This window comes from Arthrobacter sp. Dra40 (genome assembly GCF_059091905.1).
Map to the genome: position 1 here is coordinate 1 of NZ_JBNHHB010000064.1, position 13,875 is coordinate 13,875.

Below are 13,875 nucleotides of genomic sequence, written 5' to 3' on the forward strand. Positions count from 1 at the left end.
GCAGGATTCGGTGCCGGACGCGGCTATGATTTCGACGAGTTCTTTGCCGACGCATCCGCAGCCGGGTTGGCGGCAGACCTGAGGTTGTCCACCTGGGACCTGCGGCCGCTCACCCCGTCGTCGGACTTCCTGGTGGCGGTGCTCAGCAAGGCGGCGGCACCGCAGCAGTCCGCATAGCCTGAGCGGAATCAGCCTTCGTCGGTTTCGGCAGCGTCCAGGGCGGCGGCGGTCCCGGCGTCCGGGTTGAGCATGATGGTGGCTTCGTCGCGGCGGTGGCGCAGCACCGTATCGACATAGGACTGCACGGCCTCCGCCAGCGGGACATTGCGGTCCTGGGCTTCGGAGATGTACCAGCGGTGTTCGAGCACTTGGTGCACAACCTCGGCCGGCTCCAGCTTCCCCGCCAGCTCGCGCGGGATGGCCCGGACGATCGGTTCGAAGACATGACGCACCCAGCTGTGGGCGCTGAGTTCCTCGCTTTGCTCTGGGTGGTTGTCCGCCCGGTAGGCATCCAGATCATTGAGCAGCCGTCGTGCCTGGTTCGCCTGGACATCAAGGCCGGTGAGCCGGATCAGCCGGCGCTGGTGGTGTCCGGCGTCCACCACCTTGGGCTGGAGTTGGATGGTGGCTCCGTCTGCGGTGGTGTTGATGGAGAACTCCTCCACGTCGAACCCAAGATCGTTCAGGCGGCGGATGCGGGCGTTGACCCGCCAACGCTCGCCCAGATCGAACGATTCCTCGGCCGTCAATTCGGCCCACAGCTTGCGGTAGCTGTCCATGATGCGCTCGCTGGTGGCCACGGGATCCACTCTGTCCTCGAGCAGACCGCCCTCGACGAGGTCCATCATTTCTCCCGCGATATTCACCCGGGCGATCTCCAGGTCGTGTTCGCGCTGGCCGTCGGAGAGCCGCTGGTGCAGTTCGCCGGTTTCGGCATCAACCAAATAGGCCGCAAACGCTCCGGCGTCCCGACGGAAGAGTGTGTTGGACAGCGAGACGTCGCCCCAGAAGAAACCCGCCAGGTGCAGGCGCACCAACAGCAGCGCCTGCGCGTCGATCAGGCGCGTCAGGGTTTCCCGCCGCAGCGTCTGCGAAAACAAGGCGCGGTAGGGGAGCGAGAACCGCAGGTGCCGGGTGACCAGCACGGGGTTCAGGGCGGTGCCGTCGACCCGCATCCGGCCGGTCATCACCGCCACCGGTTCCACGCACGGGATAGCCAGCCGCTGCAGCTTCCGCAGCATCTGGTACTCATGCCGGGCAGCGTCTTCCCCGGTTTCCTTGATGGCCACGACGCCAGCGCCCAGCGGAGCGAACCTGACCACATGCCGGGAGAGCCCGCGGGGCAAGGCCGCCAGATTCTCCGGCGGCCACTCTTCCAAAGCCAGATGCCACGGCAGGTCCAGCAGGCGTTCGTCGGCGGTGGCCGCGGTGATGCTCAAAGAAGCTATCGCCGCGGCCCCGCCGGTCAGGGCCGTGTCGGCGGCGCCCCGGACGGGGCCGGTGCCGGGAAGGTCAGCCATGGTGACTACATCCTAGGCGCGGGAGAACTAGATGGCTGTCTTGCCGGCTTCGATCGGAGCATTAAGGTCCTCGACCGATGCCGGCGGGGTGCCGGGGGCGTGGTCGCCCAGCCGCAGCCCGTTCTGGGTGTCGAACAGGTGCACGTGTCCTTCCTTGGGGCGCACGTAGGTGGTGCTTCCCGCCGCCGGCGGGGTCCGCCCGTCGACGCGCCCGGTGATGTCGTAGCGCTTGCCGTCCAGTTCGGTGTGCCCGTAGACGTAGGCATCGGCGCCGAGTTCCTCGACGACGTCCACGAATACCGCAAGCCCCTGGCCGTCCGCGGCCCGTTCCAGATCCTCGGGGCGGACACCCAGTGTCACGGTGCTCCCGTGTGCGGCGTCCAGCAGATCCCGCGGAACCGGATAGGTCATGCCGCCGAACTGGACACCGCCGTCGGTCACCGGAAGTTCCAGCAGGTTCATGGCGGGGGAGCCGATGAAGCCGGCCACGAAGACGTTCGCGGGCCGGTCGTACAGCGCGCGCGGGGTGTCCACCTGCTGCAGGATGCCGTCCTTGAGCACAGCCACGCGGTCGCCCATGGTCATGGCTTCCACCTGGTCGTGGGTGACGTAGACGGTGGTGACGCCCAGCCGGCGGGTCAGCGAGGCGATCTGGGTCCGGGTCTGCACGCGCAGTTTGGCGTCCAGGTTGGACAACGGCTCATCCATCAGGAACACCTGCGGGTTCCGCACAATCGCCCGGCCCATCGCCACGCGCTGACGCTGGCCGCCGGAGAGGGCCTTGGGCTTGCGGTCCAGGTACTCCTCCAGATCCAGGAGTTTGGCTGCTTCGCGGACCCGCTCGATGCGTTCTTCCTTGGAAACACCGGAGATCTTCAGTGCGAAGCCCATGTTGTCGGCAACTGACATGTGCGGATACAACGCGTAGTTCTGAAACACCATCGCGATGTCGCGGTCTTTCGGCGGCATATCGGTGACGTCGCGCTCGCCGATGAGGATCCGGCCCGAATTGACGTCTTCAAGCCCGGCCAGCATCCGCAGCGAGGTGGACTTTCCGCAACCCGACGGGCCCACCAAAACCAGGAATTCGCCGTCGGCAATCTCCAGGTTCAGGCTGTCCACTGCAGGCTTTTCGGTGCCCGGGTACAAGCGCGTGGCATTATCGAACGTTACCGTTGCCATGGTCGTTTCCCTTCACGGGCAGGTACGTGCCCGACGATCCGTAGTGATGGGTGCGTATTCAGTTTCCAAGCGCGCCGCATCCAGCAGGTGACGCGACTCACGCCCTCAGTATGCCACGGGTGTCAACGCGCCCCGATGCGCCCCAGAGAGCACCAAGCGCCCGGTCAACACCGACTGTGATTCCCTTTGCGTTAGGCCGGCAGCGCAGCCCTCCGGAGCTCGGCCAGCAGGGCCAGCGCGGCGGCGAACATCTGCGGGGAGTCCACGCGGTACAGCGCAGCGGTGTCGCCCGGGCCCACCTTGACGCCCACATCGGAATCCCGCAGCACGGCGAAGGCATGTTCGTCGGTCACATCGTCTCCGGCGAAGAATACGGCGGTCGCGCCGGTGAAAGACCGCAGCAGGTTTATGCCTTGGCCCTTGTCCGCACTCAGCACCGAGGTCTCCAGCACGCGCTTGCCGTCGCTGAGGTAGAGTCCGGGGATCTCTTGGAGCGCCGCGCGGGCACGTTCGGTGGCCGCAGCGGCAACCTCGTCGGCGGCGGTGCGGGTATGGAGTACGACGCCGGCCGGCTTGGCTTCCAGCCTCGTGCCTGGATGGGCCGCCACGATTTTTTCGACGACGGCGGTCGCCGCCGCCAGCGCCTGGAGTTGCGCTTCGTCCAGCACCAGGGGCGGGCTCTCCGGACCGGTGAAGACTTCGCCGCCATGCGAACCAATGAGCAGTGTCCGGTGGTCCGGGGAGGCGACGGCACGGAGGCTGGCCAGCGCCCGGCCGGAGATGAAAGCCGTGGACGTACCCGGCAGGTCCGCCAGCGCCGCCACGGCGGCTGCCGAGGCCGGCAGCGGGCGGGCGTCTTCTGCGCGCGGCACGATCGGCGCGAGCACCCCGTCGAAGTCCAGTGCCACGAGCAGCGTTTCGGTGCCGGCGAGCTGCTCCAGGGCCTTCCGCAGCTCCAGCGGCACCAAATCCTGGCCCGCGCCGGTATCGAAGACACCGGCGTCGGGGGCTGCCGGCACCGGCGGCCGCCTTGCCTCGCCCGGCTCAGTCATCGGCCTGCGGCTGCTGGAGGGCCTTCAGGAAGGCGCGCGACCAGTGCTCGACGTCGTTCTGCAGGATCTGCCGCCGCATGGCGCGCATCCGGCGGGTAGCCTCGGCCGGCGGGATGTTGATCGCCCGGACAATGGCGTCCTTGAGTCCGTCGATGTCGTGCGGGTTGACCAGGATCGCCTGCTTGAGCTGGTCCGCGGCACCGGCGAACTCGCTGAGCACCAGCGCCCCGTCCACCCCCTTGCGGGAGGCAACGTACTCCTTGGCCACCAGGTTCATGCCGTCGCGCAGCGCGGTCACCAGCATCACGTCCGCGGCCAGGTAGAGTGCCACCATTTCCTCCACCGGGTAACTGTGGTGCAGGTAGCGGATGGCGGTGTTTTCCAAGGTGTCGAAGGTGCCGTTGATCCGGCCCACGGACCCTTCGATCTCTTCCCGCAGCAGCCTGTAGGACTCGACGCGCTCCCGGCTGGGCGAGGCCACTTGGATCAGCACGGCGTTCTCCACGTCCACCTTGCCGTCCTCCAGCAGTTCGCCGTATGCCTTGACGCGGTGCCGGATGCCTTTGGTGTAGTCGAGCCGGTCCACGCCCAGCAACACGGTCTTGGGGTTGCCCAGTTCCTGCCGGATCTGCTCGGAGCGGGCAATCACGTCCGGGCGGCGGGACAGCTCGCTGATATGTTCCACGTCGATGGAAATCGGGAAGGCACCTGCCCTGCAGACCCGCGCACCGTCGTCGTTGTTTTCCACCTGTACCTGCTGCTGGCGCACATTGAGCCCGCTGAAGCGGCGCACGCAGCGCAGGAAGTTGCTCGTGTCGCTGGGGCGCTGAAAACCCACCAGGTCCGCGCCGAGCAGGCCCTCAATGACTTGCCGGCGCCAAGGCAACTGGGCGAAGATCTCCAGCGGCGGGAACGGGATGTGGTTGAAGAAACCGATCTTCAGGTCCGGACGCGCTTCCCGCAGCAGCTTGGGAACCAACTGCAGCTGGTAGTCCTGCACCCAGATGGTGGCCCCTTCGGCGGCGATTTCCGCGGTCGCCTCGGCGAAGCGCTGGTTGACCGCTTTGTAGCACTCCCACCAGGTGCGGTGGAAGTCCGGCGGAGCAATCACGTCATGGTAGAGCGGCCACAGCGTGGCGTTGGAAAAGCCCTCGTAATACAGTTCAACGTCGTCGGCGCTTAGGGTCACCGGGACCAAGTGCATGTTGTCGTGGTCGAACGGGTCGACTTTCTCGTCGGGCACCCCCGGCCAGCCCACCCATGCGCCGTCTGTCTTGGCCATTACCGGCGCCAGCGCAGTGACCAGCCCGCCGGGTGAGCGCCGCCAGGCGCCCTGGCCGTCCTCGTCGGCAGCGCGGTCCACCGGCAGCCGGTTGGAGACGACGATCAGGTCGTACTCCCCGTACTGGCGTCCTTCTGCTTCCTGACCGTTTTTCTGAGCGGAATCCGCCAATTGACTCTCCTTCGTGTGAAGCCGTCCTGATCATGACTTTATAAGGAATGGGCACTGGAGGCTCCTCCCAAGCGTTCTGAAACGCTAGAAGTGAACGCGAGCACGTGTTCCGCCCGAACATTGAAGTTGCAACTAAACTGGTTCTGTAGTGCCCTGCCCGGGCAAAGCAGACTGAGAAGACGCGAGGATTCATGGCTACCCAAAACAGCCCGAAGTCGACCAAGGCCGAGCGCACTGCCGCGGCCCGCGATAAGGCCCGCCAGATGCGAGAGGCTCAGCAGAAGCGGGAAAAGCGGAACTCGCTGCTGGTCAAGGGCGGGGTGGTCCTGGCGGTACTGGTGATCATCGCCGTGATCGCCGGGGTTGTGCTCAACAATCAGCGCGGGCAGATTTCCGACGCCGGCGCTGCCCCCGCGCACGGCAACGCGTTCGGCGGCTACACCATCACCCAGAACGGACTGGCCGACACCGAGCCCGTGCAGGTGGACGTGAACAAGATCCCGGAGCCCGCCTCCGCCAAGGGCGATGTCATTGTCCCCGCCGGTGTCTCTGCCGCACCCAAGGGCAAGCCTGCCAGCGTCGTGATGTACGTGGACATGGGATGCCCCGTCTGCAAGAGCTTTGAGGGCCAGTACGGCGACTACCTGACCCAGCTCACCTCCTCCGGCGACGCAACCGTCGAGTACCGGGTGGCGACGTTCCTGGACCGCGTGTCGACCACCAACTACTCGTCGCGAGCAGCGAACGCCGTGGCCTGTGTTGCCGACTCCAACCCGGAGGTCTTCAACGATTACCTGACCCAGCTGTTCGCACAGCAGCCGACCGAAGGCGGGGCCGGACTGGATAACGCAGCCCTGACCAGCATTGCGGAAAAGGCCGGAGCGACCGATGTTGCCTCCTGCATTAGCGACGGCGACTTCCGGCCCTGGGCCAAGTTCGTGAACCAAACCTTCAGCGACTGGAAGGTCGGCGGAACGCCCACCGTCTACGTGGACGGGCAGAAGTGGGACCCGAACGCCGGCGACTTCCAGGCCTTCGCCCAGGGGATCATCGACGCCCGCGCCTAAGTTTTTAGCCGGGCTGGTCCGGCCGGCACCAGGGCGGCGGCTGCAGCGGGTTTCACGCAGGGCCGCCGCCTGGGCTACCCTTATCTAGCCGGTTTTGTCCGGCACGCTGGCCTTGGGGCCAGCACGCCTCCTTAGCTCAGTTGGCCAGAGCACCTGTCTTGTAAACAGGGGGTCGCCGGTTCGAATCCGGCAGGGGGCTCCACTCACCCCTCTCTGACTGGCCGAAACCCAGCTGGGAGGGGTTTCTCTTGCAGCTGCAGTCCCGACTCATGGAGTTTCCTCATAGAGAAACCGGTCTGGTTCTTTCCATGAGCTTGTGTAGCCGGTGCCCGCGGTGAACCGAATGTGGTAGTGCCCCGTTGAGACACTGCCTCGGAAAATGGGATAGAAAGACAGGCCAGATGGCCCCGTCGCATTACTGCGACGGGAGGCATGCCAGCACGCCATTGCTGCGTCCGACGTTAAAGTTCTCCACCCTTTCAAAAGAGTCCCCGTGGTCACTTGGGTTCGTCCACGGAATGTCGCCACCCAGTGAACCGAGCGCGGCAACCAGTTCGTTCTGGTCCCCCTCTTCGAAAACAATCGTTCCGTCTGTGGCAGCCCCAAACAGGGTCGCGCCAGCCAGGCAGTCAGCCTGCAGCTCACCTGCCTGATAACGGAGACTGTCCTCAAGGCGATGAGCGACCGCATGCCCCCATTCGTGGGCTATCACCAAATAGGGCCAAGCGTCACCGAACTTGAACCCGCGCGCCATAAGCGAAGCATCCCAGGCCACGTAATCCTCGGCGGGGCAATAGAAGGCGTTCTCCGGCTCCAGGGGCTCCCCCGCGCAAGTCGGGGCGGAGCTGGGGTCATAGCCGTTGTAGAGGCCGACGACCGTGGGCGAAGTGTACGTTCCTGTGAAGAACTCATTCCAATGTGTTCGCCAGTATTCGTCCGTAATGGTTTGGGCTGCCTCCATGTCGGCGATCAGCTCTTCAGGCGTTATGGAGGTGGGGTCTGTGGGTTCTGTGTTCCCGCTCTGATTGTCCCCTTCGTCGCCAGAATCCTCTTGGTCTGATCCATCGCCGGGCGGACTTTCTTGACCCTCCTGAGAGCTGTCCCCTTGTGAGTCTCCAGGTGGTGTCTGTTCACCTTGGGAACTTTCGCCAGGTGGTGTCTCCTGCTGACCTTGCTCGGCGGAAGTGCCGCCGTCGGCGCCGTTCCCTTTTGATCCGGTGTCCTCTTCTGCGGAGTCTCTGCCGCCGCCCACGTTTCCGGGCGAGGATCCGGTGTCCCCGAAGTTTCCGCATCCGGATAAAGATAGGGTTGCTGCCAGCAACAGACCTACAAACACACTCCATCTGTTTTTGATCTCACCAGTCATGACCTTCCCCCGACTGTTCCAACTTTTATTTCCCCTGATCGAGATGGAATTGAGCCCGGAATACCACGTCATGGTCAGGGGTGCAACGGTAGGCAGCGAGACAATCGATTCAGCGTTTCAGATTAAGTTGTTCATCGGACGGTCTCCGGACCCGGCGCGGGTGCGCCGGAGTTATGTCGCCCGGGTTCCAGCATGTGGAGTGCGGATTTCCGCGACCGGGACTCCACGGGAGATGGCTTTTGGTCGTCATTGCACCGCTCGCGGCAGCCATATCTCCGGCCGGGTTCCATGAGGACCGCAGGTACGGGATCTCTATTCTCGTGGCTCCAAACGCGCGGCCTGACCCGGCCTGTTATCTTTCGCGACGGTAGGTGCATCCGGACTTCGCGCCCGTCGGACCATCTGCCTACACTGCATGGGGGCCGGATGGTCCGACGGATGAACCCGAATGGTAACAACTCGACGCTTCCTGTCGGATTGCCATGCCCGCTAGCGGGACAATCCCTAGGCTGCCTTGGCGGCTTTCACCTCGGGGCAGGGCCATTCAACGAGCCGGACGAAGTTGCCCTCCTCGTCATAGCAGCAGTCCTCGCAGACCACCGGTGCAGGCAATTCGTCGCAGGCGTCGCAGCGGCCGCACGAGTTGGGATCCATGAAGTCGATTCCGATACCTCGGGAATGTGTCTTGGCCATCTCGTCCTCCTCTTCCCTATCTGAGATTGCTGCCAACCTAACACCGGCCTCTGACAGGATCGCGGATTTCGGCGGCGTTGTCGGACCGTCCGGGAATTGGGGCAGTGAAGCGGCAGGGGACTCCAGGACCCTCCCTGACCTATCAGGTTGGGTGGCACCTGAGTCCATCTCACCTTCGTAGATGGCCTGCGCGACGAAGGCAGGCCTGGTGCGGATCTTTCCCATGCTTCAGAATTGGCCGGCTTAGCTTCTGACTCAGGTACTCCGGTGGATCGGGCACCTTCATATGCTCGGCACTACGGCGTGTCCCGCGGGACGGGGTGCGGCATCTGCCGTACATATGAAAGGACATGAAGAAGAATCCCCTTGCACTTGCTGGCCTGGCGCTGGCCGTCCTGTTGTCCGCCTGCACTTCGCCGGCCGAAGCAGATCGGGGCCTGACCACTCCGACCATCGAGGTCACTGGCAGCCCCGAGCCGACCCTGGTTCCCGCCACCACTAAACCTGCTTCCACTAAACCTGCCGAGAAAACCGAGGCGCCCAAAGCACCGCCGGCCACGGATCAGGCGGAGGAGCCCGCCGCGGGCACCGCTCTGGCGCAACTGGAGACCATTGCCATCAAGGGCCGCGCCCCAAAGACCGGCTACTCACGCGAGCAATTCGGCGAGGGCTGGAAGGACCCGGACCGCAACGGTTGCGACGCGCGCAACGACATCCTCCAGCGCGATCTGGATGATGCGGTGATCAAGGCCGGCGGTTGTGTGGTCACCTCCGGGGTCCTGGCCGATCCGTTCACCGCCACGACCATCGACTTCGTGCGCGGCAACAAGACCAGCACTGCCGTCCAGATCGACCACGTTGTAGCCCTCTCGGACGCCTGGCAAAAGGGTGCCCAGCAGCTGGCCACGAACCAGCGTGAAGTGTTCGCCAACGACCCGCTGAACCTGCTCGCAGTCGACGGACCCACCAACGGCTCCAAGTCAGACAGCGACGCAGCGACCTGGCTGCCCCCGAACAAGGCGTTCCGCTGCGAGTACGTGGCTCTGCAGACCGCGGTCAAAGCGAAGTATGGACTCTGGATGACCCAGGCGGAGCATGACGCCATCAAGAACATCCTCGCCCACTCCTGCCCGGACCAGCCGGTCCCGGCTGCCGGGGGAGTGAAGGTGCCAGCAGCAGCTGCGCCGGCAGCATCCAAGCCGGTTCCTGCATCGAAGCCAAAGCCTGTACCGGCACCTGTCCAGAAGGCGCCGGCCGGTGGGAACGTGTTCTACAAGAACTGCACAGCGGTTAAGGAAGCCGGTGCGGCTCCTATTCGGGCCGGCGACCCGGGCTGGGACACCAAATTCGACCGCGACGGCGATGGTGTCGGCTGCGAGTCCTGAGCAAGGCCAGCTGTTCGTATATGACGGTGGGGCCCCTGGGACAGAAGACACTAGGGGCTTGATCGGGACTTAGGCTCGCTTGGCGTAGTCAGCGAATCCCTGCCAGTCAACGATTATGCACTGCTCGTCTCCTACGACCCACGCATCGTGGCCAGGCGGGATGTACATGTAGTCGCCGGTGGCGAACTCGTTTTCCTCGCCATCGTCCATAACGATCTTGAGTCGTCCGGACAGCACATAGCCGGTGTGGGCCGCCTGACAACTGTCCGTCTTGGCAATCGGCTTCACATGCTTGGACCATTGCCAGCCGGGTTCGAAAACCGCCCGTCCCACGCCGCCAGCCTCAAGATGGACCAGATCAACCCTTCCCATGCCGTCTTCGAACGGCCGGGTTTCTTCGGGTTCGTTCAGACTCTTGCGGATCATGCCTGCCATGAGGATCTCCTTGAACCAAAAGGTGCAATGCCCACAGTTTGGCAGCGTCCCGGAAAGGGGTCAATGCGTTTTGCGCAGGACGTTCCGATCGGTAGGAAGCGCCGGTTCCACGGCTTGTTCCCGGCTGCAGGAACTGAGGTGTCGCACCCGTCCGGCGAGACCAGTCGGCACAGTTCGACATGGGGCACGTTCGGGTCCTGGCCCCGGCGCACGGGGAGTTGGGTGCGACATCAGAAACGCTCTAGGACGCTCTTCTAGCTGCGAACCGTCTTGGCAACCTCATCGCTGGGTGCCCGCGGTTCGCTGTTCGCGGCGCGGGAGCTTACCGAAAGACGGGAAAATCCCAGGACTGCGAAGAATGCAGTCAGGATGATCGCGGCGATCCATAGCGAGAGGCCCGGCAGGTCGTGAATGGCCATTTGCGGAATCCTGCGCTCGGGAACCACGACGACCCCGATGAACGCACCTAAGATGCCGAAATAGCTGCCGGTCATAAAGGACCGGTGGGAATGGATTCTCTTTTTCCAGGCGGCCCACAAGCCCGTGGACACCGTAAAAAAGGTGAACAATGCCAAAGCGTGCAGCCATGTGAAGCCCCCGTTAAGAGTCTGGATGCCGAAAGACGTGAGCGTGACAACGTACATGGCCAACACCCAAATCCGCCCTATTGCTCGGTGGAGGACGCCACCCTTTGCGGGCCGTAACAACTGGAATGCGCCGAATACCAGGGAATACGCGGCTGCAATGGCGTGGACAGCAATAAGGAGGGTCCATTCAGGAGGCATAGAAGAATCGTAGACGACCATTTCTGTAACAAAGACGAAGATTTCGGTCCCTTGTCTTTTATCCGCAAAACCTCTTGGAAATTTCCGTGACTGAACAAGCAACCCGCGAATGGCCGGGACGATGCCCGCAGCACTGCCTGCGCTACGGCAGCCCAAGGTGCGGACTGGCTCATCTCTTTCGGCATGACCTTGTCCATCACGGCAGTGCTTTCCTTCTTCCTGCCTCTTGAGGTCGCCGTCCTGGTAACCGTTTTCCAAGGCGGCGTGGCTCAGCCGCTGGCCTTGGCACTCGAACGCCGGTTGGGCAGCGGCCCCATGTCAGCGGACCATCCGCTGCGTTCGCTGTCCGTCCGGCTGGCAATGGTGCAGATTGTCGCACTGCCAGCCGTGACATTGATGTACACGCAGAACCCGGCGCTGGTGCCAGCCGTTTTCGCGGCCATCGGCGGCGCCCATTTCTCGCCCTACGTTTGGCTGCACCGCACAAAGATCTACGTTTTCCTCGCGCTCGCCGTGGCGCTGGGGGCAGCTGGGCCATCACCCTCGCCGGGGAGAGGATGCTTACCGCTGGGTCATGATCTGGTGGCCGGTCTGCTCCGTCGTCGCCGCTGCACTTCTTTGCCGGCGGCAGCGGCAGCTGCACCCGGTCGGCATCAACGGTTAGCTTGCGGGGCTTCCCTCAAGGGATGCCAGCAAGGCACCCCCCGGCCGTGATCACTGCACTCTTCGAGGCAGCGCCGGGCGGACCCTCGACAGCCCGGCGGCCCGAGTTGAGAATGGACGGACCCGGTCCGCCTGCCGGCGGGCACACCTCAACCGGAGGAGCACGCGGTGACCGAAAGCAATGTTGAGGCCGAGGATCTGGCCGCCGCCGCCGTCGTACGTCATCACACGGTGCTGCTGGCGCGGCTTCAAGCGACGACGGCGGAGCTCACCCGGGCGTTCGACGCCGGAGACGCAGACACCGTCTATAACGCGCACGGCATCCTGGTGGAGTGGGGCGAACGGGAAATGTTGCCGCACGCTGAGGCGGAGGAAAACCAACTGTTCCGGTTGGCCGGCACCAGGGCAGAAGCGCGGCTGCTGGTGGAGTCGCTGGAGGCCGACCACAAGACGCTGGCCTCGTTGCTCGATGACCTCCGGGGCGCCGAAGGCATTGAAGCGGCAACGGTTGCGGCGTCGTTGTGCAGCGTGTTTGCCTTGCACATCGAGAAGGAGAACCGGCTGCTGGTGCCTTTCATGGCCCGGACACCTGACCTGTCCCTATCCACAGCTGTGGAAGGCCTGGTGGAACTTGTCGGCGACACGCACGTGCCCGCACCGGAGGACAGCAGACACGCGCACGGCTAGGTGCTTCAGGCCAAGGTAGGGAACCGTAGCGACGCTGAAGGGAGCAAAGTGGTGAGCGAAGAAAGACCCGAAGTGGATCCGCACATCCCGCAGAAGGAAGACGGCATTGTGATTGAACCCGGATCGGAAATTGACCGGGACATCGAAGCAAAGCTGCCGGCGGATAAGAACGGATCCAAGCCGGAGGCAGATGCCACCGGCCAGGACGACTAGCGCGGCGCGCTCGCCGACCGGAAGCTTTTAGGGATCGGCAGCGGTCAGCCGCGGCAGCCCTGCAGCAGAGCCGGTATCGGCGGGTCAGCTGCCGATGACCAGGGTGTCCCAGCCGCCGACGCCGATGACCGCCCGCGAGCCAAGTTTATTGACCAGCACCGGGTAGTGGTACAAATTGCCGCGGGTATCCCTGGCCAGCAGACCTTGCTTCCCGTCGCCCAGATGGTCCCGGATCAGGGACAGGTGGGTCATCGCGTTCCAGCCGGAGGGGCTGATGATCCGCCTGGTCTCGGAGACGAATTTACCGGTGCCGTTGGAGCGGTACAGCTTGAGCTGGCCCGTGGTGGTTTTGGCGACCACATCCATCTTGGCGTCGCCATCGACGTCGGCCGTAAAGATCGGCATGGACTTCCAGCCGGAACCCAGGTCGGTGCGGCTGCCGTGCTTGAGCCCGGCCGGATTCGTGTAGTGGTAGAGCCGGCCGGTGACCGTGTTGCGTGCCATCAAGGAGGGGTAAACGTCGGCCTGTTTCCAGGCCGTCACGGTGACGTCGAAGTTGCCCCAGCCCGAAGCTCCGATGGTGGCTGCTGGAGCCAAGCCGCCGGTCGGCTTCCCGAAGTGCGCCGTCAGTTTGCCCGACTTCCAGCGGGCGACAACATCCAGCACGCCGTCGGCGTTCCAGTCTGCCACCTCGACTTCTGCCACACCCTTGAATCCCGGCGCCACATACCGGCGTGCATTGAGGTCCTGGCCCTTCGCCGAATCGTAGACGTAGAGCCTCCCCTCGGAATCGACAGCTGCAATGTCCCCGTGCTGGAAGCTGGAGCGGACCATGCCCGGATGCGGCGGCAGCTTTGCCCTGGTGGTTTCGTAGCCGGCGATGTTCGCCACCGCCACAGACATCCCGTACCAGTCCTTGTGCGTGGTCTTCATGTACCCGACGCCGATGTCGGTGGCGTTGGGGCTGAGCAGGCCCGCCCTGTGGGCGGGGGAGTTCATCCACCAGTCGACAACCTGCTGGGCGTTGTTGTTGATCGCGATGTTCTCGGTGTACCAGTCGAAACCGCGCGGGATTTCCATGCTTCCGTAGCCCGGGCGATGGATCTTGTTCATGTCCAGCGTGTTCTTGTTGATCCGCGTGTTTAATTCCTCGGACCACTGCTGGGCGACATTCCCGACGTTCTGGTTCCACACCACGGGCGACAGCCCGTTCTGCTTGCGGTAATTGTTGGTCAGCTTCAGCACCTCGGCGACAAACGGATCCTGCGCGGTCCGGGTCACGGCCGCAGCCGGCGAAAGTCCGGCGAAGGCGAGGGCGAGCAGCAGGGTCGCTGCGATGAATGGTTTCACAAGGAGGCGCACGGGAACCAGCCT

General features: G+C 64.1%; 14 protein-coding genes and 1 tRNA gene. 6 read left to right on the plus strand and 9 right to left on the minus strand.

Features of this window, described 5'->3' with window-relative positions:
• Window positions 1–188 precede the first annotated feature (188 nt).
• The 4 genes from AC5RWT_RS20820 to otsA all read right to left on the minus strand — a co-directional run bounded on the left by AC5RWT_RS20820 (window position 189) and on the right by otsA (window position 5,207).
• Window positions 189–1,520, minus strand: a complete 1,332-nt coding sequence (locus AC5RWT_RS20820) for a DUF4032 domain-containing protein (protein WP_494081824.1) — start codon at window positions 1,518–1,520, stop codon at window positions 189–191.
• Window positions 1,521–1,547: 27 nt separating this feature from the next.
• Window positions 1,548–2,702 (minus strand): ABC transporter ATP-binding protein, encoded by a 1,155-nt coding sequence (locus AC5RWT_RS20825; RefSeq protein ID WP_494081825.1) that lies wholly within the window; start codon window positions 2,700–2,702, stop codon window positions 1,548–1,550.
• Between the two features lie 191 nt (window positions 2,703–2,893).
• On the minus strand, window positions 2,894–3,670 hold the full coding sequence (gene otsB / locus AC5RWT_RS20830; protein WP_494081846.1) for a trehalose-phosphatase: 777 nt from the start codon (window positions 3,668–3,670) through the stop codon (window positions 2,894–2,896).
• 76 nt (window positions 3,671–3,746) lie between these two features.
• Complete coding sequence (otsA, locus tag AC5RWT_RS20835; protein WP_494081826.1) at window positions 3,747–5,207, minus strand: alpha,alpha-trehalose-phosphate synthase (UDP-forming); 1,461 nt, start codon at window positions 5,205–5,207, stop codon at window positions 3,747–3,749.
• 191 nt (window positions 5,208–5,398) lie between these two features.
• Between otsA and AC5RWT_RS20840 the strand changes: the two genes are divergently transcribed.
• Window positions 5,399–6,274, plus strand: a complete 876-nt coding sequence (locus AC5RWT_RS20840) for a DsbA family protein (protein WP_494081827.1) — start codon at window positions 5,399–5,401, stop codon at window positions 6,272–6,274.
• A gap of 125 nt (window positions 6,275–6,399) precedes the next feature.
• Window positions 6,400–6,476, plus strand: a tRNA-Thr gene (locus tag AC5RWT_RS20845).
• A 213-nt stretch (window positions 6,477–6,689) separates the two neighbouring features.
• On the opposite strand, the gene AC5RWT_RS20850 is transcribed toward AC5RWT_RS20845, so the two are convergent.
• Both AC5RWT_RS20850 and AC5RWT_RS20855 read right to left on the minus strand, forming a co-directional pair.
• On the minus strand, window positions 6,690–7,640 hold the full coding sequence (locus AC5RWT_RS20850; RefSeq protein WP_494081828.1) for a neutral zinc metallopeptidase: 951 nt from the start codon (window positions 7,638–7,640) through the stop codon (window positions 6,690–6,692).
• 504 nt (window positions 7,641–8,144) lie between these two features.
• The gene (locus tag AC5RWT_RS20855; protein WP_494081829.1) at window positions 8,145–8,333 is read right to left on the minus strand and encodes a hypothetical protein; all 189 of its coding nucleotides are present in this window, start codon (window positions 8,331–8,333) and stop codon (window positions 8,145–8,147) included.
• A gap of 350 nt (window positions 8,334–8,683) precedes the next feature.
• Here AC5RWT_RS20855 and AC5RWT_RS20860 point away from each other — a divergent pair, with 350 nt between their 5' ends.
• Window positions 8,684–9,718 (plus strand): GmrSD restriction endonuclease domain-containing protein, encoded by a 1,035-nt coding sequence (locus tag AC5RWT_RS20860; protein ID WP_494081830.1) that lies wholly within the window; start codon window positions 8,684–8,686, stop codon window positions 9,716–9,718.
• Window positions 9,719–9,787: 69 nt separating this feature from the next.
• Here the strand turns inward: AC5RWT_RS20860 and AC5RWT_RS20865 are convergent, their stop codons facing one another.
• Together AC5RWT_RS20865 and AC5RWT_RS20870 are read right to left on the minus strand one after the other, a co-directional pair.
• The gene (locus AC5RWT_RS20865) at window positions 9,788–10,153 is read right to left on the minus strand and encodes a cupin domain-containing protein (protein WP_494081831.1); all 366 of its coding nucleotides are present in this window, start codon (window positions 10,151–10,153) and stop codon (window positions 9,788–9,790) included.
• A 254-nt stretch (window positions 10,154–10,407) separates the two neighbouring features.
• The gene (locus AC5RWT_RS20870) at window positions 10,408–11,196 is read right to left on the minus strand and encodes a DUF2306 domain-containing protein (RefSeq protein ID WP_494081832.1); all 789 of its coding nucleotides are present in this window, start codon (window positions 11,194–11,196) and stop codon (window positions 10,408–10,410) included.
• Here AC5RWT_RS20870 and AC5RWT_RS20875 point away from each other — a divergent pair.
• The 3 genes from AC5RWT_RS20875 to AC5RWT_RS20885 all read left to right on the plus strand — a co-directional run bounded on the left by AC5RWT_RS20875 (window position 11,110) and on the right by AC5RWT_RS20885 (window position 12,501).
• Window positions 11,110–11,652, plus strand: a complete 543-nt coding sequence (locus AC5RWT_RS20875; RefSeq protein WP_494081847.1) for a DUF7010 family protein — start codon at window positions 11,110–11,112, stop codon at window positions 11,650–11,652. The genes AC5RWT_RS20870 and AC5RWT_RS20875 overlap by 87 nt on opposite strands.
• A gap of 117 nt (window positions 11,653–11,769) precedes the next feature.
• Window positions 11,770–12,288, plus strand: a complete 519-nt coding sequence (locus AC5RWT_RS20880; RefSeq protein ID WP_494081833.1) for a hemerythrin domain-containing protein — start codon at window positions 11,770–11,772, stop codon at window positions 12,286–12,288.
• 51 nt (window positions 12,289–12,339) lie between these two features.
• Window positions 12,340–12,501, plus strand: coding sequence for a hypothetical protein (locus tag AC5RWT_RS20885; RefSeq protein ID WP_493968701.1), 162 nt, complete (start codon window positions 12,340–12,342; stop codon window positions 12,499–12,501).
• Window positions 12,502–12,585: 84 nt separating this feature from the next.
• Here the strand turns inward: AC5RWT_RS20885 and AC5RWT_RS20890 are convergent, their stop codons facing one another.
• Complete coding sequence (locus AC5RWT_RS20890; protein WP_494081834.1) at window positions 12,586–13,863, minus strand: CAP domain-containing protein; 1,278 nt, start codon at window positions 13,861–13,863, stop codon at window positions 12,586–12,588.
• Between the last annotated feature and the right edge of the window lie 12 nt (window positions 13,864–13,875).